This is a genomic window from Kribbella sp. NBC_00889, assembly GCF_045207705.1.
Classification (GTDB): Bacteria; Actinomycetota; Actinomycetes; order Propionibacteriales; family Kribbellaceae; genus Kribbella.
The window spans coordinates 9,042,325-9,065,792 of the sequence record NZ_CP108783.1 but is presented as its reverse complement, the minus strand read 5'-3'; the positions used below and the strand labels follow the sequence as shown (position 1 = coordinate 9,065,792).

Annotated in this window: 17 protein-coding genes; 8 read left to right on the top strand and 9 right to left on the bottom strand. The window is 69.5% G+C overall.

The window, feature by feature from the left end; genetic code table 11:
- Positions 1-64: 64 nt before the first annotated feature.
- The 3 genes from OG817_RS44675 to OG817_RS44665 are packed head-to-tail and all read right to left on the bottom strand — an operon-like array spanning position 65 to position 5,381.
- Positions 65-1,840, bottom strand: coding sequence for an aldehyde dehydrogenase family protein (locus tag OG817_RS44675; protein ID WP_406051216.1), 1,776 nt, complete (start codon positions 1,838-1,840; stop codon positions 65-67).
- A complete protein-coding gene (gene acnA / locus OG817_RS44670) occupies positions 1,837-4,317 on the bottom strand; it encodes an aconitate hydratase AcnA (protein ID WP_406051214.1) in 2,481 nt (826 codons plus the stop codon). The genes OG817_RS44675 and acnA overlap by 4 nt, the downstream gene beginning before the upstream one ends.
- Positions 4,314-5,381 carry an isocitrate/isopropylmalate dehydrogenase family protein gene (locus OG817_RS44665; RefSeq protein ID WP_406051213.1) on the bottom strand — a complete coding sequence of 356 codons (1,068 nt, stop codon included), beginning with the start codon at positions 5,379-5,381 and terminating at the stop codon, positions 4,314-4,316. Before OG817_RS44665 ends, acnA begins: the two co-directional genes overlap by 4 nt.
- A 117-nt stretch (positions 5,382-5,498) precedes the next feature.
- Between OG817_RS44665 and OG817_RS44660 the strand changes: the two genes are divergently transcribed.
- Positions 5,499-6,212, top strand: a complete 714-nt coding sequence (locus OG817_RS44660; protein WP_406051212.1) for a GntR family transcriptional regulator — start codon at positions 5,499-5,501, stop codon at positions 6,210-6,212.
- A complete protein-coding gene (locus OG817_RS44655) occupies positions 6,209-7,204 on the top strand; it encodes a GDSL-type esterase/lipase family protein (RefSeq protein WP_406051211.1) in 996 nt (331 codons plus the stop codon). The genes OG817_RS44660 and OG817_RS44655 overlap by 4 nt, the downstream gene beginning before the upstream one ends.
- 1,019 nt (positions 7,205-8,223) lie before the next feature.
- Here OG817_RS44655 and OG817_RS44650 read toward each other — a convergent pair.
- Both OG817_RS44650 and OG817_RS44645 read right to left on the bottom strand, forming a co-directional pair.
- Positions 8,224-11,211 carry a glycine--tRNA ligase gene (locus OG817_RS44650; RefSeq protein ID WP_406057636.1) on the bottom strand — a complete coding sequence of 996 codons (2,988 nt, stop codon included), beginning with the start codon at positions 11,209-11,211 and terminating at the stop codon, positions 8,224-8,226.
- Positions 11,212-11,264: 53 nt separating this feature from the next.
- On the bottom strand, positions 11,265-11,801 hold the full coding sequence (locus OG817_RS44645; protein ID WP_396392058.1) for a TetR/AcrR family transcriptional regulator: 537 nt from the start codon (positions 11,799-11,801) through the stop codon (positions 11,265-11,267).
- Between the two features lie 87 nt (positions 11,802-11,888).
- On the opposite strand from OG817_RS44645, the gene OG817_RS44640 reads away from it, so the two are divergent.
- The 4 genes from OG817_RS44640 to OG817_RS44625 all read left to right on the top strand — a co-directional run bounded on the left by OG817_RS44640 (position 11,889) and on the right by OG817_RS44625 (position 15,702).
- Positions 11,889-12,767 carry a TIGR03564 family F420-dependent LLM class oxidoreductase gene (locus OG817_RS44640; protein ID WP_406051210.1) on the top strand — a complete coding sequence of 293 codons (879 nt, stop codon included), beginning with the start codon at positions 11,889-11,891 and terminating at the stop codon, positions 12,765-12,767.
- Between the two features lie 114 nt (positions 12,768-12,881).
- Entirely contained in the window at positions 12,882-13,889 is a 1,008-nt protein-coding gene (locus tag OG817_RS44635) for a methyltransferase (RefSeq protein WP_406051209.1), read from the top strand.
- On the top strand, positions 13,886-14,695 hold the full coding sequence (locus OG817_RS44630) for an alpha/beta fold hydrolase (protein WP_406051208.1): 810 nt from the start codon (positions 13,886-13,888) through the stop codon (positions 14,693-14,695). The genes OG817_RS44635 and OG817_RS44630 overlap by 4 nt, the downstream gene beginning before the upstream one ends.
- Before the next feature lie 380 nt (positions 14,696-15,075).
- Positions 15,076-15,702, top strand: a complete 627-nt coding sequence (locus OG817_RS44625; RefSeq protein WP_360457298.1) for a superoxide dismutase — start codon at positions 15,076-15,078, stop codon at positions 15,700-15,702.
- A gap of 42 nt (positions 15,703-15,744) precedes the next feature.
- Here OG817_RS44625 and OG817_RS44620 read toward each other — a convergent pair whose 3' ends face one another.
- Positions 15,745-16,533, bottom strand: coding sequence for an alpha/beta fold hydrolase (locus tag OG817_RS44620; RefSeq protein WP_406051206.1), 789 nt, complete (start codon positions 16,531-16,533; stop codon positions 15,745-15,747).
- On the bottom strand, positions 16,530-17,303 hold the full coding sequence (locus tag OG817_RS44615) for an alpha/beta fold hydrolase (protein WP_396392063.1): 774 nt from the start codon (positions 17,301-17,303) through the stop codon (positions 16,530-16,532). The genes OG817_RS44620 and OG817_RS44615 overlap by 4 nt, the downstream gene beginning before the upstream one ends.
- Positions 17,304-17,512: 209 nt before the next feature.
- Here OG817_RS44615 and OG817_RS44610 point away from each other — a divergent pair, with 209 nt between their 5' ends.
- Positions 17,513-21,148 carry a GH116 family glycosyl hydrolase gene (locus OG817_RS44610; RefSeq protein WP_406051205.1) on the top strand — a complete coding sequence of 1,212 codons (3,636 nt, stop codon included), beginning with the start codon at positions 17,513-17,515 and terminating at the stop codon, positions 21,146-21,148.
- A gap of 9 nt (positions 21,149-21,157) precedes the next feature.
- On the opposite strand, the gene OG817_RS44605 is transcribed toward OG817_RS44610, so the two are convergent.
- Both OG817_RS44605 and OG817_RS44600 read right to left on the bottom strand, forming a co-directional pair.
- Positions 21,158-22,414 carry an RNA polymerase sigma factor gene (locus tag OG817_RS44605; RefSeq protein ID WP_406051204.1) on the bottom strand — a complete coding sequence of 419 codons (1,257 nt, stop codon included), beginning with the start codon at positions 22,412-22,414 and terminating at the stop codon, positions 21,158-21,160.
- A 136-nt stretch (positions 22,415-22,550) separates the two neighbouring features.
- Positions 22,551-22,928: a YciI family protein gene (locus OG817_RS44600; RefSeq protein WP_406051203.1), complete on the bottom strand. Its 378-nt coding sequence runs from the start codon at positions 22,926-22,928 to the stop codon at positions 22,551-22,553.
- Between the two features lie 127 nt (positions 22,929-23,055).
- Between OG817_RS44600 and OG817_RS44595 the strand changes: the two genes are divergently transcribed.
- Positions 23,056-23,466: an SgcJ/EcaC family oxidoreductase gene (locus OG817_RS44595; protein WP_396392067.1), complete on the top strand. Its 411-nt coding sequence runs from the start codon at positions 23,056-23,058 to the stop codon at positions 23,464-23,466.
- Positions 23,467-23,468: the final 2 nt, after the last annotated feature.

The following is a 23,468-nucleotide window of genomic DNA, read 5'->3' as shown; positions in this document are numbered from 1 at the left end:
TCCTTCCGAGTGAGGTGAGCGCAACCTTAGTTAATCTGCATCACCTGTTACATAAGTCTATTCGTTACTTTCCTGAAGCGGCAACGGCTCCACGGTCGGCCGCTGAGAGATGCGCCACCGTCACGCCGGTCGCGGTCATCGTCCGGGTCACCGCGCGGCCGCCGTACACCCAGTAGATGGTCAGTTCGCCGTCGCCGCGGTTGATGAACTGGTGCGGTACGCCGGCCGGCACCCAGGTCGCGTCGCCGGCCTCCAGGTCGATCCGCTCGTCGCCGATCACCGCGGTCGCCTGCCCCGCGAACACGAGCACCGACTCCTCGACGTTGTGCGAGTGCAGCGGGATCCGGGTGCCGACCGCGAAAACCGTCGTCCCGGTGGTGATCTTGTTCGACTCGCTGTTCCAGGCGCCGACGTACGGAACGGTCCGGACGCCGCTGCCGCGGTCGAAGACCTCGACGTCGTCCGGCTTGATCACCAGCCGCGGCGCCGGATCGCCCGACCAGACGGTCTTGAGGTTCATGAACTCGCGCATCCCGTGCGCTCCGAGCTCGCGGCCGTAGCCGGACCGTTTGATCCCGCCGAACGGCAGCCGCGGATCCGACGCGACCATCGCGTTCACGAACACCGCGCCCGCGTCCAGGCGACGGACCAGCTCGGACGCTCGCTCCTGCGCGGTCCACAACGAGGCGCCCAGCCCGAACTCGGTCTGGTTGGCCAGCCGGATCGCTTCGTCGGCGTCGCGCACCCGCGTGATCGCCGCGACCGGCCCGAACGTCTCCTCGTCGAACGCCGCCATCCCCGGCAGCACGTGGTCGAGCACGGTCGGCTGGTAGTAGAAGCCAGCCCGGTCGGCCACCTCTCCACCGCGCACGAGCGTCGCTCCGGCCTCGACGGTACGGCGTACCTGATCGTGCAAGGTGTCGCGCAAACCAGCCCGGGCCAGCGGACCGATCGTGGTGCCGTCGTCGACCGGATCACCGACGACCAACCTGCCGACGGCAGCGGAGAAGCGGGCGACGAACTCGTCGGCGACGGACTCCTCGACGATGAACCGCTTGGCGTTGACGCAGCTCTGCCCGGCGTTGAGGAAGCGTGCGGTGACCGCCGTGGTCGCGGCAATCTCCAGATCGGCGTCGGCCAGGACGATGAACGGGTCCGAGCCGCCGAGTTCGAGCACCTGCTTCTTCAGCGCCCGGCCCGCCCGCTCGGCGATGATGCTGCCGACCTCGGTCGAACCGGTGAACGTCACCGCCGCGACCCGATCGTCCGCGATCAGGCCGGCCACCTGGTCGGTCTCGACCAAGAGCACTCCGACCAGACCATCAGGCACTCCGGCGTCCCGCAGTACCGACTCGATCGCCAGCGCGCAGCGCGGGACCGAGTTGGCGTGCTTGAGGATCGCGCCGTTGCCCGCGGCCAGCGCCGGCGCGATGAACCGGAAGAACTGCCAGAACGGGTAGTTCCACGGCATCACCGCGAGTACGACGCCCAGTGGATCGACCTCGACCCGGCCTTCCGCGGTGATCGTCTCCGCGGCCAGGAACCCGGGGGCGTTCGTGGCGTAATACTCGCAGTTGATCGCACACTTCTCGATCTCGGCGGCCGCCTCGGCCAACGGCTTGCCCATCTCGCTGGTGATCAGCGCGGCCATCTCGGCCTTGCGGTCGCGGAGTGTGCCGGCCAAGGACTCCAGCAGTTCGGTACGCCGCTGCACCTCGGACCGCCGCCAGTTGCTCTGAGCAACCACCGCGGCGGTGAGCAGGCGGTCGACACGGTCCGCGTCGTACGGATCGAAGGTGGCGAGTTGCTCGCCGCTGGCAGGGTTGATCGAGACGATCACTGGGCTTGTCCTTCGCTCAGGCGGTGCAGTACGTACGGCAGCACACCGCCGTGGAGGTAGTAGTCGTGTTCACGAGGCGTGTCGAGACGGATCCGCAGCCGGTAGCTCCTGCCCGCGCAGGACGCGGTGGCGAAGCCGTCCTCGCCGAGGCGGATGTCGATCGGGTCTTCGCCGGTCAGGTCGTCGCCTTCGCCCGGCAGGAACTCCAGCGGCAGGATGCCGAGGCCGACCAGGTTCGACCGATGGATGCGTTCGAACGACTGCGCCAGCACCGCCCGCACCCCTAGCAGAGCCGGGCCCTTCGCCGCCCAGTCCCGAGACGATCCGGTGCCGTACTCCTTGCCGGCGAGAACGACGACCGGTACGCCGGCTGCACGGTAGGCCTCGGCCGCATCGTAGATCGAGGTCAGCTCGCCGTCCGGTCCACGAGTGACCGGACCTTCGGCGCCCTGGGCAAGCTGGTTGCGCAGCCGAACGTTGCCGAAGGCACCACGCATCATCACCAGGTGGTTGCCGCGCCGCGAGGCAAACGTGTTCAGCTGATGGCGCGGCACACCCGCGTTGATCAGATATCGACCCGCGACGCTGTCCGGAGGGATCGCCCCGGCGGGTGAGATGTGGTCCGTGGTGACCGAATCACCCAACCGCACGAGTGCACGGGCACCGATCAGGTCACCAGGGCTCGCCTCCCTACCGAAGTACGGCGGCTGCTGCAGGTACGTCGAATCGCCCCACGCGAAGGTTTCCCCAGCCGGTGCGTCCAGTCCTTGCCACCGCTCGTCGCCCGCGAACAGTTCGTCGTACGCGTGGTCGAAGAGGTCGGGAGTCACGGTCGCGCCGATCACCTCGTCGATGCCGGTCGGCCAGATGTCCTTCAGGAAGACGGGCTGTCCGGACGGGTCGGTGCCGAGTGGTTCGGTGAGCAGGTCGATGTCCATCCGGCCGGCGAGGGCGTAGGCGATCACGAGCGGCGGCGAGGCGAGGTAGTTCAACCGGACGTCGGACTGGATCCGGCCCTCGAAGTTGCGGTTCCCGGACAGCACGGCGGCGACGGTGAGATCCTGCCCGCGAACCGCCTCGCCGACCTCGTCGATCAGCGCACCCGAGGCCCCGATGCAGGTCATGCAGCCGAACCCGGCCAGGTGGAACCCCAGCTTCTCCAGGTACGGCGTGAGTCCGGCGGCGCCGAGGTAGTCCATCACGACCCGCGAACCAGGCGACAGGGTCGTCTTCACCCAGGGCTTGCTGGTGAGACCGCGCTCCACCGCGTTCCTGGCCAGCAACCCGGCGGCGACCATCACCGAGGGGTTGGAGGTGTTCGTGCAGGAGGTGATCGCTGCGACGACGACCGCGCCGTGCCCCGGGACGTCCGTCGTACGTGGACCGGCGGGGAGTTCCAGAGCCGCCGCCTGCTTGGCGTCGGCCAGGGCGACGCGCTGCTGCGGACGGCGCGGACCGGCGATCGACGGCACCACGGAGCCGAGGTCGATGTCGACGTACTCGTCGTACCGAAGCTCCGCCGATGGGTCGTGCCAGAGGCCCTGTTCCTTCGCGTAGGACTCGACCAGCGCGACCTTCTCCGGCGAGCGGCCGGTGAAGCGCAGGTACTCCAGTGTGCGGTCGTCGATCGGGAAATACGCCGCGGTCGAGCCGAACTCCGGGCTCATGTTCGCGATCGTCGCCCGGTCCGGCACCGGCAAGCCGACCAGCGCGGGACCGCCGAACTCGACCAGCTTGCCGACCACGCCGTGCGCGCGCAGCGCCTCGGTGATCGTCAGCACCAGGTCGGTCGTGGTCGTCCCGACCGGCAGTGCACCGGACAGCCGCACGCCGACGACCGGCGGCAGCACCATCGACACCGACTGTCCGAGCATCGCGGCCTCGGCCTCGATGCCACCGATCCCCCAGCCGAGGACGCCGAGCCCGTTGATCATCGTGGTGTGCGAATCCGTGCCCAGGCAGAGATCCGGGAACACCCAGCCATCGCGCTCCTCGACTACCCGGGCCAGGTGCTCGAGGTTGATCTGGTGCATGATCCCGGCACCCGGCGGAACCACCTTCAGCTGCTGAAACGTGCGCTGACCCCAGCGCAGGAAGCGATACCGCTCCGCGTTGCGCTCGTACTCCAGCTCGACATTCAGCTGTAGTGCGTCCGGCCGTCCGAACACGTCCGCGATCACCGAGTGGTCTACCACCAACTCGGCCGGGATCAACGGATCGACCAGCGCCGGATCGTTGCCACGGGCCACCATCGCGTCGCGCATCGCGGCCAGATCGGCCAGCACGGGTACGCCGTTCGTGTCGTGCAGGAACACCCTGGACGGGAACACCTCGAGTTCACCGGCCGCACCCGGCTCCCAGTTCCGCAGTACGTCGCTCGCGGTGCCGTGCCGCAGCGCGTTCTCCAGCAGGATGCGCAGAGTCCGCGGCAGATGATCCGGAGCGACACCCCGCAGGGACTGGGTCCGGGCGGTCATGCCGACTCGTTGATCGCAGCAACGACAGCGTCGGTGAACTGCATCGTACCGGCGGTGCCGCCGAGATCCGCCGTACGGACGCCACGCGCGACTGCCGTCCGGAGCCCGCGATCGACCAGCGTCGCCGCCTGCTTGGCGTGCTCGCTGCCGAGCCAGTCCAGCAGCATCGCGCCGGAGGCGATCATGGCGGTCGGGTTGGCGAGGCCGCGGCCGGCGATGTCGGGCGCCGAGCCGTGCGCGGCCTGGGCCATCGCGCGGTCGTGCGAGGCGTTGATCGACGGCGCGATGCCGAGCGAGCCGGCCAGTTCACCGGTCAGGTCGGACAGGATGTCGCCGAACATGTTCTCGGTCACGAGTACGTCGAAGTCGGCGCCGTGCCGGACCAGGTGCACGGTCATCGCGTCGATGTGGAAGTCGTCCACCTCGACCTCGGGGTACCCGGCCGCGAGCTCGCGGCAGATCTCCAGGAAGAAGCCGGTGCTGGTGCGCAGCACGTTGGCCTTGTGCACGATCGTCAGGTGCCGGCGCCGACGGCTCGCCAACTCGAGGGCCTGCCGTGCGATCCGCTCGATCGCCGGCCGGGTGAAGATGCCCATCGCGATCGCCACATCCGCGGTCGGCATGAACTCGCCCGTGCCGCGATAGGTACTGCGGTCCGCGTAGAAGCCCTCGGTGTTCTCCCGGACCACGACCAGGTCGAGGCCAGGCACCAGCGCGGGCGTCCCCTCGAAGGCCTTGGCCGGGCGGATGTTCGCGAACAGGTCGAAGTGCTTGCGCAGGAACCCGCTCGGGTTCAGCTTGGCCCGGTGCTCGGCGGGGTACGCCGCGCTGTCGTGCGGGCCGAGCAGCCAGCCGTCGAGCTTGTCGAGCGTCTCGACCGTGACGTCGGGCAGCGCGCTGCCGTGCGTCTCGATCGCCGCGGCACCGACCGGGAGCGGAACCCATTCGACGGGTTCGGCACCGGTGGCGGCCAGCGCCGCGTCGAGCACCTGGACGGCGGCGGGAACGATCTCGGGTCCGATGCCGTCGCCGGGGAGCACGCCCAGCCGGTAGTGATCAGCCATGGGAAGGAGTGTGAGTCGTTATAACCTTCTACGTCAAGATCTCCCCAGGGATCGTCTCAAGGCTTGATCTCAAGGTATTCTCTGCCTCAGCCTTGTTATAACCACGGAGGTTCGCCTGTGTCCGAGGTCAAGACGGCCACCAAGGCCGAGCTCGCCTACGAGCTCGTCCGCGACCAGCTCCTGCGCGGCGATCTGGTCCCGGGATCGGTCATCCAGCAGGCCGCCCTGGCCCGCGACCTCGGTATCAGTACGACACCGCTGCGCGAGGCACTGCGGCGGTTGATGACCGAGGGCCTGGTCGAGCTGGACGCGCACCGCGACGCCCGGGTCACCCGGCTGACCGCCGAGGAGGCGCGCGACCTGGTCGAGATCCGGAGGTCGCTGGACCCGTTGGCGGCCGGCCTCGCGGCCGAGCGTCGTACCCGGCAAGATCTGGACCGGATCCGGGAGACGGCCGACAAGCTGTTGCCGCTGCGGGCCGACCCGGCGTCGGCCGAGCTGGCGACCCACCGGCAGTTCCACGTCGCGATCTACTCGGCCTCGCACAACCAGTTGCTGGTCCAGACCCTGGACGGCCTGTGGGACAAAGCGGACCGGTACCGCAGGCTTGCCCTCGAGGACGGCCGGACCGAGGAGGACCTCGACCGCACCCACGCCGAGCATCTCGCGATGGTCGACGCGATCGCGGCCGGAGACTCCACCACGGCCGCCGCGGTCATGCTCGCCCACGTCGACGCCAGCCTCGGTGCGCGCGCGGTCGCCCGCCTCACGTCCGCCGCCGCACAGCCTGTCGCCCGGTCACTCCGGGGCATCCGAGGAGCGCGCACATGACCGAGGCCCTCTGGACCGGTTACCAGCACCGTGAGGTCGACTCCGACGGCTGGACGACGTTCTGGCGCCTCGACCCGCGCGGCCACGACTTCCACCTCACCGACTGGACCGGGTATCCGGACCGCGAGGGCCACCGCCTCTGGGACCGCGCCGCGACGCCCGCCGGCGTCCGGGCCGCATGGAGTACGACGGCCTCCTCGGTGCGACTGGAGATCCGGGCGGCGCTCGGCATCTACGCGAAGCTGGCACCGCTGGACGTCCTGGTCGATGGCGAGCTGCATCGGCGCTGCGAGGTGCGGGAGGGTGAGCAGACTCTGACTGCCGACCTGCCGGGCCGGCCCGCCGAGGTGGAGATCTGGCTGCCGCAGGCCGGGATGATCGGCTTCCGCGGGCTCACGTTCGACGGCGACGCCGAGCCGGTGGCACCCGGCGGTCCGCGCTGGATCACCTACGGCAGCTCGATCACCCAGTGCAGCGGCGCGTACGGCCCGTCGGAGACTTGGCCGGCCTTGGTCGCCCGTCGGCACGGCTGGGATCTGGTGGCCCTCGGCTTCGCCGGCGAGTGCCATCTCGATCCGATCGCGGCCCGCACGATCCGGGATACTCCGGCGCGACTCATCTCGATGTGCCTCGGCATCAACATCTACGGCGGCGGGACCTTCAGCGGCCGGACCCTGCCCGGCCAGGTCGAGTCGTTCGTCTCGACCGTCCGCGCAGGTCACCCCACGACGCCGATCATCGTCATCACTCCCCTGCTCGCCCCCAACCTCGAGGGCAAACCCAACGCGGTCGGCCTCACCCTGGACGACATCCGCGACTGCGTCGAGCTCGGCGCCCGCGTCGATCCCGCCGTACGCCTCATCGACGGCCGCGACATCCTCACCACCACCGAGGCCCTCGCCCTGTACGCCGACGACCTCCACCCCGGCCCCCACGGCTACCACCTCATCGCCGACCGCCTATCCCCGTTCCTCTCCCACCCCCTCACCTAACGCCCCACTCCACCCGCCCGACGCGTCGAATCGTGGATTCCGCCGGCGAATCGGCGATGTCCGGGACCAAGATCCACGAATCGACGCCGCGACCTCCCGCCCTGCGGTCGCGAGCGGCGGCGGCCGCCGGGTGGCTGCGCGCGGACCGCGACCTGGCATAGGAAGCGGCCCCTGGGACAGGAAGCGGGAACCTCGGACAGGAAGCGGGGACCAGGGACAGGAAGCGGGGACCTCGGACAGGAAGCGGGGACCAGGGACAGGAAGCGGGGACCTCGGACAGGAAGCGGGGACCAGGGACAGGAAGCGGGGACCTCGGACAGGAAGCGGGGACCAAGGACAGCTGGTGATATGGCCTGCGCCGCCAGATGGTGTTCATGCCCCCGGCGGCAGCGCCGTACGGCGAACAAGTGCCGCCGACAGGCGTCGAATCGTGGATTTCGGTGGCGAATCGGCGACGTTCGGCGCCAAGATCCACGAACCGACACCGCGACCTCCCGCCCTGCGGTCGCGAGCGGCGGCGGTCGCGGGGCGGGCTGCGCGCGGAACGGGACCTGGGACAGGAGGCGGCCCCTGGGACAGGAAGCGGGGACCTGGGACAGGAGGCGGCCCCTGGGACAGGAAGCGGGGACCTGGGACAGGAGGCGGCCCCTGGGACAGGAAGCGGGGACCTGGGACAGGAAGCGGCCCCTGGGACAGGACGCGGGGACCTCGGACAGCTGGTGATGTGGCCTACGCCGCCAGATGGTGTTCATGCCCCCGGCAGCAGCGCCGTACGGCGAACAAGTGCTGGCTGGGGAATCGTGAGGGGTGTCCGCAGATGCGCATGCGGTCGCCGGCAGGGGTCGAGTCGTGGATTTTGGTGGCGAATCGGCGACCTCAGGGACCAAGATCCACGAATCGGGGCATGGGCGTGCGTCGGCCAGCGGGTCGCCGGTGGTGGGACTCGCGGTTGGGGGTTCTGGTTGTGGATGTGGGGGGATGGCAGCACCCGAGGGGGGTGCCCTCGGGTGCTGGTGGGGTTAGTCGGTGGGGGTGAGGCTTGTGCCCAGGGCTTGCCAGTCGAGGACCGGGGCCGCTAGCTGGCTGATGGTGGCGAGGAGGCCGAGGCGGGCGGCCCGGATCTCCGGGTCTTCGGCCATCACCAGGATCTCGTCGAAGAACGTGGTGACGGGCTCGACCAGGACCGAGGCCGCGGTGGCGAAGTCGGCCAGGCCGGTCGGCGCCTGGCCCACCTTCTGGATCGCCTCGTGCAGGACGACCTCGGCCGGCTCGGTCAACTTGGCCGGGTCGTACGACGCCTCGGTGCCCTCCGGGACGATCCGCCGTACCCGCTGCAGGACGGCGACCAGGTCGGCGAAGTCGCCGCTGCCGACCAGCTGCTGCAGGCTCGCCAGCGTCTCGTCGGCCACCGCCGGAGCAGTTGCCAACGGCAACACCGCGGCCACCTGGTGGTGGTCGTCGCCGCGGTCGAGCAGCTGCTGCTCGTACCGCCGTACGGTGAACTCGGCGACCTCGTCCAGCGATTCCGCCGGTACGTCGATGCCCTGGGCACCGATCTCCGCGGCGGCGGCGCGCAGGCCGACGGGGAGCGTGATGTCGCGAAGCGACGGGTGTTCGCGCAGGATCGCCACCACACCGGCGGCCGCCCGCCGCAGCGCGAAGGGATCGGAGCTACCCGTCGGCTTCGCGCCGATGCCGAACAGGCCGGCCAGGAGGTCGAAGCGGTCCGCCAGTGCGAGCAGTGCACCCGGAGTCGTCGCCGGGACCGGATCCCCGGCCGACCGCGGCAACTCCATGTCGTACAGCGCCTGCGCGAGCGCCTCGGTCTCGCCGGCCCGGCGCGCGTACTCGCGGGCCATCGTCCCGGCCAGGCTGGTCAGCTCGACCACCATCTGCGATCCGAGATCGAACTTCGCCAGCTCCGCCGCACGGCGCAGCGTGGTCAGGTCGTCGCCGTCCAGCCCGACCGTCGACCCGAGGCTGAGCGCGATCCGGCCGATCCGGGCGGCCCGGTCGGCCATCGAGCCGAGCCGCTGCTCGAAGGCCAGCTTCTCCAGCTCGCTCTTCATCGACTCCAGCGAGGTGTCCAGGTCGGCCCGCCAGAAGAACGCGGCGTCCTCGTAGCGCGCCCGCAGGACGGCCTCGTTGCCCTCGCGGACGACGTCGTCCTTGACCGAACCGTTGGCTACGGCAACGAAATGCGGGAGCAGCTTGCCGTCGCCGTCCCGGACCGGAAGGTACCGCTGGTGCTTGCGCATCACCGTGGTGAGGATCTCGCCGGGCAGAGTCAGATAGTCCGCCGAGAAGCCACCGAGGATCGCGGTCGGTTCCTCGACCAGGTTGACGATCTGGTCGATCAGCGCGGTCTCGCCCTCGAGGTCGATCGTGCCGCCGGCCTCGGTGGCCAGCCTCTGCGCCGCCTCGACGATCTGCTCACGCCGCTTGGCGGGATCGGCCTCGATGCCGTGGATCCGGAGCAGGTCCAGGTACCCCTCGGCCGCGGCGATCTCGACCTGCGGCGGAGCCGCGTTCCGATGCACCCGCGTCGTCCGGCCGGAGGCCAGCGTCGATACCGACACCGGTACCACCTGGTCGCCGAGCAGCGCGACCAGCCAGCGCACCGGCCGGGTGAACGACAACTTGGCGTCGTTCCACCGCATGTTCTTGTCCGAGCGCAGACCGCTGACGATCTCGCCCAGTACGCCGCTCAGCACCTCGGCCGCGCCGCGACCCGGGTCCGGCTTGGTCACCGCGACGTACTCGACACCGTCCACGTCGAGATCGTGCAGCTCATCGGTGTCGACGCCCTGACCGCGGGCGAAACCGGCCGCGGCCTTGGTCACGTTGCCGTCGGCGTCGTACGCGGCCGACTTCCGCGGGCCGCGGACCACTCGCTCCGCGTCCGGCTCACCGGCCTGCACGCTCGCGACGAACGCCACCACCCGGCGCGGCGTCGCGTACGTCGTGATGTCGCCGTGCCCGAGGCGCGTCGCGGCCAGCTTCTCGGTGAGGGCCGTCTTCACAGCCTCGGCGGTCTTGGTGACCTCCGACGGCGGCATCTCCTCGGTACCGATCTCGAACGTCAGCTGCCGGGTCCCAGTGGCCGTCGGGAACTCGGTCGGCTCGGGCGCCGGCGCGGGCAGCTCGGCAATGCCCAGTGGGTGCTCGAGCTCGGTCCGGCGTTCGGCCCACAACTGCGCCACCTCGCGGGCCAGCGTGCGCATCCGGCCGAAGGCCTTGGCGCGTTCCGTCGTACTCACGGCGCCGCGGGAGTCGAGGATGTTGAAGGTGTGCGAGCAGCGCAGTACGTAGATGTGCGCTGGGACCGGGAGCCGGGCGTCGAGCATCCGGCGGGCCTCGTTCGCGTATTCCTCGAACAGCCGCTTCTGGGTGTCGACATCGGCGTCGTCGAGGTAGTACCGGCTCATCTCGTACTCGGCCTGGCCGAACGCCTCGCCGTAGGAGATGCCCGGCGCGTAGGCGATGTCCTTGAAGTGCGAGACGCCCTGCAGCGCCATCATGATCCGCTCGATGCCGTAGGTGATCTCCACCGACACCGGGTCCAGTGTCATTCCGCCGGCCTGCTGGAAGTAGGTGAACTGGGTGATCTCCAGGCCGTCCAGCCAGACCTCCCAGCCGAGGCCCCACGAGCCGGTCGCCGGGTTCGCCCAGTTGTCCTCGACGAACCGGATGTCGTGGGCGTGGATGTCGATGCCGAGCGCCGTCAGGCTGTCCAGGAACAGCTCCTGCGGGTTGCCCGGGTCCGGCTTCAGGACCACCTGGAACTGGGTGTGCGTCTGCAGCCGGTTCGGGTTCTCGCCGTAGCGGCTGTCATCGGGCCGGACACTCGGCTCGACGTACGCGACCCGCCACGGCTCGGGACCGAGCACCCGCAGGATGGTGGCCGGGTTCAGCGTTCCGGCTCCGACCTCGGTGTTGAACGGCTGCACGATCATGCAGCCCCGATCGGTCCAGTACTTCGTCAGCGCGAGCAGCGCGTCCTGCATGGTGAGCACAGCAAACCTCGAGCCATTGTCCGGAGGGGGTCAGGGGACGAAGTCTATTCGCCCTGATCTGGTGCTACACCCCGGATTGCGAGGTCGAGGAGACGGTCCGCCTGATCGGTGTCCGGGTCGCTCGCCAGGCAGATGCCGTTGACCAGTTTCAGCAGGTCCTCGATCGCCACATCGCCGGGCACCGCGCCGTCCTTCTGAGCCCGGACGAGGAGACTGCCGCCGGCGTCGAGGATGCGTGCGTGGCACTCGGAACCTCGCTCCGCGCTCATCACCAGCGCCGGCCCCAGGCCGCGGGTTCCGGTGATGTGGCCGACCATGCCGTGCAGCCAGATCGTCAACGCCTGCAGGGATTCCGGGTGATCGCGGAGTTCCTCGCCCTGCGCGCAGACTGTGTCGATGCTGTTCTGGAACACCGCTTCCAGCAGAGCGCCCCGGCCGCGGAAGTGCCGGTGCAGAGTGGCTGATCCGATGCCGGCCCGGCGCGAGATCTCTTCCAGCGAGGCGTCGGCGCCCTGCTCGGCGACCACCTCGGCGGCGACCGCGACCAGTCGGTCGTAGTTCCGCCGCGCATCGGCTCGCATCTCATCTCCCTTGCCAACTGGGGTGGGCCCCCATATCGTAGCAAACCTTAACCGGGGGACCGCCCCACTTACTTGAGGAGCTACTGGATGCGGATCGGACTGGCATTCGGGGACGTCCGGGGACAACGCGATCTCCCCGAGATCACCCGGCAGATCCGGGCGACGAGCGGCACGGCCTGGATCTCGCAAGGACCGAACCTCGACGCCCTCACCACTCTCGCGGCCGCCGGCAACGGTCCCGCCGAGATCGGCACCGCGGTGGTTCCGTTTCCGCAGCGACATCCGCTGGTGCTGGCGAGTCAGGCGCTCACCGTGCAGGCGGCGACTGGCAATCGTTTGATTCTCGGGATCGGCGCGGGCATCTCACGGATGGTCGACTCGATGTTCGGGCTGCCCACCGACCGGCCTGCTCGGCGGCTGCGCGAGTACCTCGAAGTACTGCGGCCACTCCTCCGCGGCGAGCCTGTCGACCATCACGGCGAGACGCTCACCGCCGTCGGCGCGGTCAGCGTGGACGGCGCCGACGCACCACCTGTCCTGGTCGCGGCGCTCGGGCCGGCGATGTTGAGGGTCGCAGGCGAACTGGCCGACGGCACGATCACCTGGATGACCGGCCCTCGCACTCTCGCCGGCCATGTCGTCCCTTCGATCACCAAGGCGGCGAACGGGCGTACACCCCGGATCGTCGCGGGCCTCGCGATCTGCGTGACGGAGGCGGAGGACGCCGTACGCGCCCGGTTCGCAACCGACTACGCGCTGGCCGGGCAGGTCCCGGAGTACCGCGCCATGCTCGACCGCGAGGGCGTCAACGGACCGGCCGACGTACTGCTCGCCGGAGACGAGGACGCGATTGCCAAGCAACTCGACCAACTACGCGACACCGGCATCACCGATCTGATGCTCGCCCCGATCGGTACGCCGGCCGAACAAGCCCGAACCGTGGAGTTCCTTAGACTGGTGCGGTGACCTCGCCGAAACATGCGGCGGTTGTCCGCTAGCTGAGTCGTCCGCTCCCCGGGCGCCGTACCGGCCCTCGGGTGAGCCGTGCTGCCCAACTCGAACTCCTGGCAGGGACGACTCATGACCGTCATCACGGTGAACGACACACTCTCCGCGGATCGGGCCCTGCGCCTGATCGACCGCGGTTCCACTCTTGTCTGGGACGGTGATTTCCAGAACGCGAAACAACTGCTGGCCGCGCTCGGCCGCCGGGTTCCGGCGGCCGCGGGAGGCAGCTTCCAGGAGCAGCGCCGGCGCCAGGCCCGGCGCGCGCAGGTGCTCAACTCGTTGCTGATAGCAACTCATGACCACACGATCCGCCTCCGCCGGGCACCGGACGTCCGGCAGGCCTGCCTGGAGGCGTACGGGCCGCCCGACGGCGAGCGGCTCGTGCCGTTGCGGGAGTTGCTCGGTGTCATCGGTGCGCACCAGTTGCGCCTCGAGGGAGTCCAGGTGCCCGCCCTCGGCGCCCGGATCCATCCGCACTACGGGGTCTTCGCCCCGACGCGATCGGAGTACGTCGATCTGGTCGGCGACTGCCCGTTGCAGCACCCGGCGGTCGCCTTCGACATCGGGACCGGGACCGGAGTACTGGCCGCGGTGCTGGCCCGGCGGGGTGTTCCCAGGGTCGTTGCCACCGACAACAGCGTGCGGGCGGTCGAGTGCGCCCGGGACAACCTCCGGCGGCTCGGAGTGCAGGGTCGTGTCACGGTGGTCGAGACCGATCTGTTCCCACCGGGGCGGGCCGATCTGGTGGTGTGCAACCCGCCATGGATCCCGGCCCGGCCGATCACGCCGCTGGATCACGCGGTCTACGACGAGGACGGGCGGATGCTCCACGGCTTCGTCGGACAGGTGCGCGACCACCTGAACCCGGGTGGCGAGGTCTGGCTGGTGTTGTCCGATCTCGCCGAGCGCCTCGGCCTCAGGTCGCGCGCCGAGCTGCTGGACGGGTTCCAGTACGCCGGTCTGCGGGTCGCCGGCCGGTCGGACGTCGTACCGCGGCACCGAAGGGCGCGGCACAACGAGGTGACCTCGCTGTGGCGGCTGTGTCCATCCGGCGGATCGCCGTTCGTGGAGAGGGCATGAACAACACATTGGTGGTTGAGGATGCCGAGTTGTACTACGAAGTGCGTGGGGCCGGGCCGTTGGTGGTGCTGGTCGGGGCGCCGATGGGGGCGGACTCGTTCGCGCCGCTGGCCGACCTACTGGCCACGGACCACACGGTTCTCACGCTGGATCCGCGCGGGGTGAGTCGCAGCACGCTCCGGCCTGGTGGGACCTCGACGCCCGAGCAGCGGGCCGACGACCTGGCCCGGCTGATCCGGCACGTCGGCGACGGGCCGGCTGCGGTGTTCGGGTCGAGCGGCGGGGCGGTGAGCGTACTGGCGCTGGCCCAAGCCCACCCGGAGCTGGTGAGCACGGTGATCGCCCACGAGCCGCCGCTCGACCGCCTGGTCGAGGACAGTGACGAGCTGCTGGCCAAGTCCGAGCGGATGATGGCCGACTACCTGGGCGGGGACGTGATCGGGGCCTGGAAGCAGTTCTTCGCGCTGGCGAACATCCAGGTGCCGGACGGCATGATCGAGGCGATGTTCGGCGGCGAGCGGGATCCGCAGCAGGTCGCCGACGAGCGGTTCTGGTTCGCCCACGAACTGCGCGAGACGGTGACCTGGGTGCCGGATGTGGACCGGTTGCGCGGCAGCGGCGTACGGATCGTGGTCGGCATCGGCGCGGAGTCGACCGGTCAGCTCTGCGACCGGACCTCGACCGCGCTGGCCGGCCGGCTCGGCATCGCGCCGACCCGGTTCCCCGGCGACCACACCGGCTTTGCCGACCGGCCGGAGCCGTTCGCCACCGCACTGCGCGCGGAGCTGGCCGTCGAGGTGAGGTGAGACTCGCCGTAGGCCGTCAGGAGGAGTATGTGAAGCTGGAGGTGTCCGGTGCGTGCGGTGGTGTGAACGCGGTCGCATCGGGCACCGGTCGGAGGTGCCTGGCGGGTTCCGTTCACCGCGTGGCGCCTTGACCTCAACCGTGGTTGAAGTTTCAAGCTTGTGTCTCGTCAGGGAACGTTGGTGCCTCTAGCGGTGGTCCGGTCGTTCGCTGGCAAGGCGGAGGAGGAGAGCAATGCGGAGCATTGCGCGACGACGACAACGCCGCCAGCGGGCGTCCGGGGCGCCGCTAGAGGTGCCGAACGTTCCCTGACGAGACACTGAGCCGCTGAGACAGGACATCGCAGATATCGGCCCCCGCGGGCCCCGACGAAGGAGCAGAGTTGACCACGTACACGCTTCCCGACCTCCCCTACGACTACGGCGCACTGGCGCCGAGCATCGCCGGCGAGATCATGGAGCTGCACCACTCCAAGCACCACCAGACCTACGTGAACGGCCTGAACGACACCCTGGACAAGCTGGCCGCGGCCCGCGAGAAGGGCGACTTCGGCGCGATCGTCGGGCTGGAGAAGTCGCTCGCCTTCAACCTCGGCGGGCACGTCAACCACTCGATCTTCTGGAAGAACCTGTCGCCGGACGGTGGCGACAAGCCGGACGGCGAGCTGGGCGCGGCGATCGACGAGTACTTCGGTTCGTTCGACGGCTTCCAGGGACACTTCACCGCCAGCGCCACCACGATCCAGGGCTCCGGCTGGGCGATCCTGGGCTGGGACGCGCTGGCCGGCCGGCTCCTCGTCCACCAGCTGTACGACCAGCAGGGCAACCTACCGGCCGGGCAGATCCCGATCGTGATGCTGGACATGTGGGAGCACGCGTTCTACCTGCAGTACAAGAACGTGAAGCCGGACTACGTGAAGGCCTGGTGGAACGTGGTGAACTGGGGCGACGCGCAGGCCCGTTTCGACGCGGCCCGCGCCGGAGCCGGCAACCTCATCGCCGGCGCCTGATCGCGGTCCGGGGTCCGGCGAGGTTTCGCCGGACCCCGGATCTCAGTGCGTGAAGAACCCGGTCAGTACCGGGGCGATCGCGGTCGCCTTGATCAGGTGGTTCTGACCGGGGATCTCGCGGTGCTCGGCACCAGGTACGGCGTCGGCCAGCGCACGCACCGAGGTCTTCATCCAGGCCGGGCTCTTGCCGCCGTTGACGACCAGGGCCGGTACGCCGATCGCCGCCCACTGGGACGCGTCCAGCGGCCGGCCGGCCACATTGCCGCCGACGACGCGGGCGTCGTACGGAAGCGTGGGGGCCATCGCCTTCAGGTGCTTCCAGGCCGGCATCAGTTTCATCATCGTGACCATAGGGCCGGGCAGACCGATCACTGTGGTCATGAAGTACCGGACCGCGTCGGCCGGCTCGCGGGCATCGAGGTCCTGCACCCAGGTCGCCGGGATCGGCTTGCGGCTGTCGTCGACCACGAACGGCGGCTCGAACGCGACCACCTTCTCGATCGCCAGCCCCGCCGCCGCGGCCCGCAGCGCAAGCGCCGCCCCGGACGACGAACCATAGACGTACGCCGAGCCACCGGCCGCCTCGATCACCGCAGCCAGGTCCTCGATCTCGCGCTCCACCTCGTAGGTGTCCGCGTTGCCGGAGTCGCCGCGGCCACGCCGGTCGTAGTTGTAGACCGTGAAGCTCGACGCCAGCGTGTCGGCCAGCGCGGGCATCGGGCCTTGGGATCGCCCACACAGCGCACCGTCGACCAGGACCAGGGCAGGCCCTTCTCCACGCTTGTCGTAGGCGATCGTCGTACCGTCCTTGGAGACCACTGTGCTGCTCATGCGAAGAACTCCTTCAGCGCGGGGGCCAGGGCGGCCGCGTCCACATTGTGCTGCTGATCGGGGACCAGACAGGCGGTGGCGCTCGGGATCGCTTCCACCACGGCTTGGTTGCCCTGCTTCATCCATTCCTCCGACGCTCCTCCGGTGAACACCCGGGTCGGCACGGTCACCGAGCTCGCCGCGGCCGGGATCGAGTAGTCGCCCATCACGGTCGCGTCGTACGCCAGCGTGTGCGCGATCGCCTCCTGCGCCGGCCACCACGGCGACTCCTTCGCCATCGCGACGAACTCGGCCGGCAGCCCGACCACCTCGGCCATGAAGTACTCGGCTGCCTTGTCCCGGCGACCCTCGGCGACGAACGCGCGATAGATCGACGCCGTGTCGGCGGGCGGCCGCTTCCGCGTGCCTTCGAGGATGTACGGCGGCTCCCACAGCGCGAGCTTGGTCACCGGCCGTCCGGCGGCAGTCGCGAGCAGGGCGAGCGCGGCACCGGACGACGTCCCGTAGAGGTGCGCCGGGCCGCCCGCGGCCGCGAAGATCGCGTCCAGGTCCTCGAATTCCCGCTCGATCGCGTACTCCGGTGCGTCGCCGGAATCACCGCGGCCGCGGCGGTCGTAGTTGTAGACGGTGTGGTTCTGCGCCAGCAGGGCTGCCAGCGGGGCGTTCGACATCCGGTCCACCGAGCCGCCGCAGACGAGAACCACCGCGGGTCCTTCGCCGAGCCGGTCGTATGCGATGGCGGTGCCGTCCGCCGAAGTGACCTTCTCCATGACGTTCCTCCTGTATCGGTGAGGGCCACTCAGCTGGCCTCACCACTGCGTCGAACATCGGCAGCACAGATCGACCGCATGTGATCTACATCACTTCTCAACACGGATCGCGAACGTGGCATTTCTCCCTCGTGAAATGGATTTCCCAGCGGGGCTGAACGGCCTAAGGTGGCGTACCAAGAGATCCCGGCCGCCCCCTTGGAGATCCCATGGACCACACGCCCGACCTCAGCGAATGCTCCAATCCGGCGTGCGGTGGATCGTGCCCGCGCGCCGGGGTGGGACGACGAACCTTCCTGTCCATCAGCGCGGCCGGTGTCGGCATGCTCGCGGCGCCCGGGATGCTTCAACCTGCCCAGGCCATCACGCGGATGCCCACGCTCACCCCGGAGCGGATCGCGGAACTGACGGACCGCGGTACGCCGACGGAGTACGCCGGCGCTGCGCTGGCGAAGATCGGTATGCCGGTCGGCGGCGGTTGCGCCGGCCAGGTCTACCTCTCCGGTGACGGACGGCTGTGGGCGTGGGACGTCTCGAACGCACTGACCTTCCCGTTGGGCGGCGCGGACTTCGCCGGTACGCACTACGCCTTACCGCTGTCCGCGGACGCCGACGGCGCGACGCGGTTCCGGCAGGGCTTCGTACTGCGCGCCGGCGGCAGGACTCGGACCGTCGACGCGAAGGGCTTCGGCGATGTCCGGTTCACCGGGCAGTACCCGATCGGCCGGGTGGCCTACAAGTCGTCGGACAGTCCGGTCGAGGTGACCCTCGAGGCGTTCTCGCCGTTCGTCCCGCTGGCTACGGCCGACTCGACGCTGCCGGCCACGATCATGGCCTTCACGCTGCACAACACCTCTGCAGAGCCGGTCGACGCGACGCTGCTCGGGTACTCCGAGAACCCGGTCTGCCTGGACAGCAGGCGCAGCCAGCCGACCACTCAGCGCGCGACGGCGTACGCGTCCGGGATCGAGTGGTCGGCGGCGGACCCATCGGCTTCAAACAGCGACGACATCCTCTTCGAGGAGTGGGACAGCGATACGTACGACGGCTGGACCGCGACCGGCGACGCGTTCGGGACCGGGCCGGTGCGACCGGCCGACACTCCCTCGCTGATGCAGCGCTTCGGTGACCTGAACATCTCCGGCAGCCGTTTCGTCACGTCGTACAACTTCCGGCTGAGCGGCGGGCCGGACGACCGTACCGGCACGCTGACCAGCACGCCGTTCGAGATCACCCGCCGGTACGTCGCGGTCGCACTCGGCGGTGGCAATCAGCCTGGCAAGGTCTGCGTCAACGTCGTGGTCGACGGTGCGGTCCTGGCCAGCGCGACCGGCAGCGACAGCGAGCCGTTGGTCGGGCGGATGCTCGACGTCGGCGAGTACGAAGGGCGGACCGCGCAGATCCAGCTGGTCGACTCGGCGACCGGCGCGTGGGCGCACCTCAACTGCGGCAGCATCACGTTCACCGACCGCGCCGACATCGTCTTCGAGGACTGGGAGCGGACGGACTACTCCGGCTGGACGGTGACCGGTACGGCGTTCGGCGCGGGTCCGGTCACCGTGGCAGAGACGCCCGAGAACTTCCGCCGACCGTTCGGCAACCGCTCTGAGTTGAACGTCTCCGGCAGCCGCTTCGTGACGTCGTACGACTTCCGGAGCGGCTCGTACGACAGCCCGCAGGGATCGCTGACCAGCCGGGTCTTCACCATCGACCGCGCGTACATCACCGTGTGGACCGGCGGCGGCAGCAACCCGAGCACCACCGCGGTCAATCTGCTTGTCGACGGCGAAGTAGTTGCCACAGCCAACGGTAGTGACATCGAGCCGCTGGACGCGATCTGCTGGGCCGTCGGCGCCTGGGCCGGACGGTCGGCGCAGATCCAGATCGTCGATCGATCCAGCGGCGGCTGGGGTCACGTGAACGTCGACCGGATCATCTTCAGCGACCGCCCGATCCGCCGGCAGCCGGTGGCCGATCGCACCGACGCAGGCTCCTTCACGATGGCCACGCTGGAGAAGACGGCCGTCGTCCGTCGATCAGTCGCGGCGTGGTCGACCCCGGACGAGTTGTTCGACGCCGCGGACGGACCGGCCGAGGTCGACGGTGCGGCCACTCAGGTCGGCACGGTCGCCGTGAAGGTCGCACTGCGGCCCGGTGAATCGCGCACGGTGCGGTTCGTCCAGGGCTGGTTCTTCCCCACGCCCGAACGCCGGCTGTTCAGCAGCCTGGTCGGTGGATCGACGCTGATGCGGCACTACAGCACCCGCTTCGGCTCCGCACGCCAAGTGGCGCAGTACGTCGGCACGCACATCCAGCGGCTCGAATCCGGGACGCGCGAATGGGTCCGGACCTGGTACGACGACTCGACGCTGCCGCACTGGTTCCTCGAACGCACGCTGGCCACCGCGTCGACGCTTGCCACCGGCACCTGCCACCGCTGGCAGGACGGGCGGTTCTACGCCTGGGAAGGAACGTACTGCTGCTCGGGCACCTGCGAGCACGTCTGGAACTACGCCCAGGCAATCGCCCGGCTGTTCCCCGACCTCGAACGCGACACCCGCGAACGGGTCGACCTCGGCATCGCCTACAAGCCGACCGGTGAGATCGGGAATCGCGGCGAGTCGCCGGACGCCTCCTCATCGTTCGCCGACGGCCACTGCGGCACGATCCTGCGCATCTACCGCGAACACCAAATGAGCCCGGACGCCGCCTTCCTGACGCGGGTCTGGCCGAAGGTCAAGGTCTCGGTCGACTACCTCGTCTCCGCCCGCGACGGATCCGACCAGGACGGCATCTTCCGCGGCGGGCAGTGGAACACCCTCGACACCGAGTGGTTCGGCGAGATCCCCTGGCTGAGCGGGCTGTACGTCGCCGCCCTGCGCGCCGCGGCCGCGATGGCCACCGAGGTGGGCGACACCTCCGCGGCCTCGAAGTACACCACGATCGCAGACCGCGGATCGGCGTACCTGAACGGACCGCTGTGGAACCAGACCTACGGGTACTACGTGCACAAGGTCGACCCGGCGCATCCGGTGCCGAGCACGAACAGAGGTGTGTTCGTCGACCAGCTGTACGGGGAGACGTACGCCGCTCAGCTCGGGCTGCCGCGGGTGTTCGAGGCCGACAAGGCGCGGACCGCGCTGACCAGCGTCTACCGCAACAACTTCCAGCCGAGCCCGTCGGCGTACCGGCCGCCGGGGATCGGTCTGGGCCGCGTCTACAGCACTGACGGTGAGGCCGGCACGGTGATGGTGGCCTGGCCGAACGGCGGGTCCACGGAGAGCGGCGGGCACCCGTACTTCAACGAGGTCTGGACCGGGCAGGAGCACCAGTTCGCGGCCCACCTGTTCGCCGAGGGGATGGCGGCCGAGGGGCTCGCGGTGACACGGGCCGTCTACGACAGGTACCACGGCGAGAAACGCAACCCGTACAACGAGATCGAGGCGAGCGACCACTACGCGCGGGCGATGATGAGCTTCGGCACCTATCTGGCCGCATGCGGGTACGAGTACCACGGTCCACGCGGTCATCTCGGGTTCGCGCCGCGCCTGACCCCTGAAGACTTCGCCTGTGCCTTCACCGCCGCCGAGGGCTGGGGTCGCTACAGCCAGACGCGCGACACCGGAACGCAGACAGCCGTCCTCGACATCCGCCACGGCCGCGTCCGGCTGAGCACCCTCTCATTCGAAACCACTGCCCCAGCCACCTCCGTAGCCGTCAAGCTCGACGGCAAGCCCCACCCGGCCACCCTCAGCACCACCGGCACCCGCACTGTCGTCACGCTCACCCGGCCGACGATGGTCACCCCCGGCAAGCCCCTCACCATCACCCTCACCACGGAGTGACACTGTCGGTCAGCAGGCGGCGGCGCGTTCGAGGAGGAGGGTGCGTTCGCGCTCGTTGCGGGTCAGGGCGGCGGCCTTCTCGAACTCGGCGCGGGCCTCGTCGAACCGGCCGAGCTTGAACAGCAGGTCGCCGCGAACGCTCGGCAGCAGGTGGTAGTCCTTCAGCGACGGCTCCTCGGCGAGCGCGTCGACGGCCGCCAGTCCGCGCTGCGGGCCGAACGCCATCGAGATCGCCACTGCCTGGTTGAGCTCGACCACCGGCGACGGAGTGACTTGCGCGAGTACGGCGTACAGGCCGGCGATGCGAGCCCAGTCGGTGTCCTCCGGGTCGGCGGCGCGGGCGTGGCAGGCGGCGATGGCGGCCTGGAGAAGGTACGCGCCGGGCGGCTTCTCCAGGGCCCAGGCACGGTCGAGACCTTCGAGGCCTCGGCGGATCAGCAGCCGATCCCACCGGCGGCGGTCCTGGTCGAGCAGCAGGACCGGCTCACCCTCGGGACCGATCCGTGCGTTGGCGCGGGAGGCCTGCAACTCCATCAGGGCGAGCAGTCCCAGAACTTCGGGCTCGTCGGGCATCAGCCCCACCAGCAGCCGGCCGAGCCGCATCGCCTCGTTGCAGAGCGCCGGCCGCATCCAGTCGTCGCCGGCGGTCGCGGAGTACCCCTCGTTGTAGATCAGGTAGACGACCTCGAGCACGCTCGACAGCCGCTCGAACAGGTCGTCGCCGACCGGCACCTCGAACTCGACGCCCGCCTTGGCGAGGTTGCGCTTGGCCCGGACGATCCGCTGGGCGATCGTCGCCTCCGGGGCCAGGAACGCGCGCGCGATCTCGTCGGTCTTCAGCCCGCCGAGGAGCTTCAGCGTCAGTGTCACCCGGGCGTCCGTGGTCAGCACCGGGTGGCAGGCGGTGAACACCAACCGGAGCAGGTCGTCCTCGATGTGGTCCTCGAGAATCGCTTCCACGTCGTCCTCGACACTGTCGCCGTCGATCTCCAGCTCGTGGCCCATCTCGGCCAACTTGCGCTGGTACGTCTCCTTGCGCCGGATCAGGTCGATCGCGCGACGCTTGGCGATCGCCATCAGCCAGGCACCCGGGTTGTTCGGTACGCCGGACTCCGGCCACTGCTCGAGCGCCGCCACCAGCGCGTCCTGGGCCAGCTCCTCGGCCAGCCCGACGTCCCGCACGATCCGGGCAACACCCGCGATGATCCGCGCCGACTCGATCCGCCATACGGCGTCAACCGCCCCGCGCGCCTCCGTAACCGTCACCCGCCGATAGAACAACACCGACAGGCCAACATCAACCCACCCCCCAGCCCGCCCCGGTCGTGTCCGGAGCGGGCGGGGCTCGTTTCCGGAATGTTTTGGCCGCTGGGCGCCGACTTGTTTCCGGAAACCTGGCGGATCAGTTCTGGAGGATGTCGGAGTCGGGGCCGAAGTCGGATTCTTCGACCACGCGGCGGACCTCGACCTCGCTGCCGAGGGCTTCGGCCAGGCGGGCGGCCCACTCGACCGCCTCGTCGCGGTTGCGGACCTCCACGACGATGACGCCGCCGATGAGCTCCTTGGTCTCGGCGAACGGGCCGTCGGTGACCGTGCGCTTGCCGTCGTCCACCTTCACCCGGGCACCGAGCGAACTGCGGTGCACACCCTCCGCGAACAGCAGGACACCTGCCTTGGACAGGTCCTCCACCACCTTGCCGACCGCCTCGGCCACCTCCGGCGGCGGAAACTTCCCGGCCTCGGTCTCGGCGTCTGCCTTGTTGATGATCATGTAGCGCATCGCTGCCGCTCCTCGTCGTCTCGGTCGATCACTTACTCTCACGTCGAGCGGCCCACCACCAGATCGACACACGCCGAGAGCAGATGTCCTTGACCTCAAGATTGGTTGAGGTATCAGACTGTTGTTCATGACTTCGACGACGGAACTGATGAGCACGGACGAGCGAGAGATCCGTGATCTGGTGGCGCGGGCCGATCAAGCGCAGTCGGACGCGGTGGTGCTGCCCGACCTGCACACCGACGAGATGGTGATCGTCAACATCGCCGGGCGCAGGCTGTTCGGGCGGGAGGCGTTCGCTCAGGCGATGAGCGCGGCCCTTGACTCCGCACTCAAAGACGTCCGGACCAGTGTGGAGATCCTCGACGTCCGGGCCTTGACCACGGACGCCGTACTCGTGAGCTGCCTCAAGACGGTGCACGACAACCGGCCGGACGCCGAACCCGGCGCTCTCCCGGCAACAGGCGCACTGACGTACGTCGCGCTGCGGACAGCCGCAGGCTGGCGGCTCGCCCTGGCCCAGACCACTCCGATCCAGTAGGC

What these genes read in the sequence shown, in the direction of transcription:
- OG817_RS44655 (WP_406051211.1), top strand. Translation starts at nt 6,209, where the DNA reads ATGACCGAGGCCCTCTGGACCGGTTACCAGCACCGTGAGGTCGACTCC.
- OG817_RS44665 (WP_406051213.1), bottom strand. Translation starts at nt 5,381, where the DNA reads ATGGCTGATCACTACCGGCTGGGCGTGCTCCCCGGCGACGGCATCGGA.
- OG817_RS44620 (WP_406051206.1), bottom strand. Translation starts at nt 16,533, where the DNA reads ATGAGCAGCACAGTGGTCTCCAAGGACGGTACGACGATCGCCTACGAC.
- OG817_RS44650 (WP_406057636.1), bottom strand. Translation starts at nt 11,211, where the DNA reads ATGCAGGACGCGCTGCTCGCGCTGACGAAGTACTGGACCGATCGGGGC.
- OG817_RS44600 (WP_406051203.1), bottom strand. Translation starts at nt 22,928, where the DNA reads ATGCGCTACATGATCATCAACAAGGCAGACGCCGAGACCGAGGCCGGG.
- OG817_RS44645 (WP_396392058.1), bottom strand. Translation starts at nt 11,801, where the DNA reads ATGCGAGCCGATGCGCGGCGGAACTACGACCGACTGGTCGCGGTCGCC.
- OG817_RS44635 (WP_406051209.1), top strand. Translation starts at nt 12,882, where the DNA reads ATGACCGTCATCACGGTGAACGACACACTCTCCGCGGATCGGGCCCTG.
- OG817_RS44595 (WP_396392067.1), top strand. Translation starts at nt 23,056, where the DNA reads ATGACTTCGACGACGGAACTGATGAGCACGGACGAGCGAGAGATCCGT.
- OG817_RS44610 (WP_406051205.1), top strand. Translation starts at nt 17,513, where the DNA reads ATGGACCACACGCCCGACCTCAGCGAATGCTCCAATCCGGCGTGCGGT.
- OG817_RS44615 (WP_396392063.1), bottom strand. Translation starts at nt 17,303, where the DNA reads ATGGAGAAGGTCACTTCGGCGGACGGCACCGCCATCGCATACGACCGG.
- acnA (WP_406051214.1), bottom strand. Translation starts at nt 4,317, where the DNA reads ATGACCGCCCGGACCCAGTCCCTGCGGGGTGTCGCTCCGGATCATCTG.
- OG817_RS44630 (WP_406051208.1), top strand. Translation starts at nt 13,886, where the DNA reads ATGAACAACACATTGGTGGTTGAGGATGCCGAGTTGTACTACGAAGTG.
- OG817_RS44640 (WP_406051210.1), top strand. Translation starts at nt 11,889, where the DNA reads ATGCGGATCGGACTGGCATTCGGGGACGTCCGGGGACAACGCGATCTC.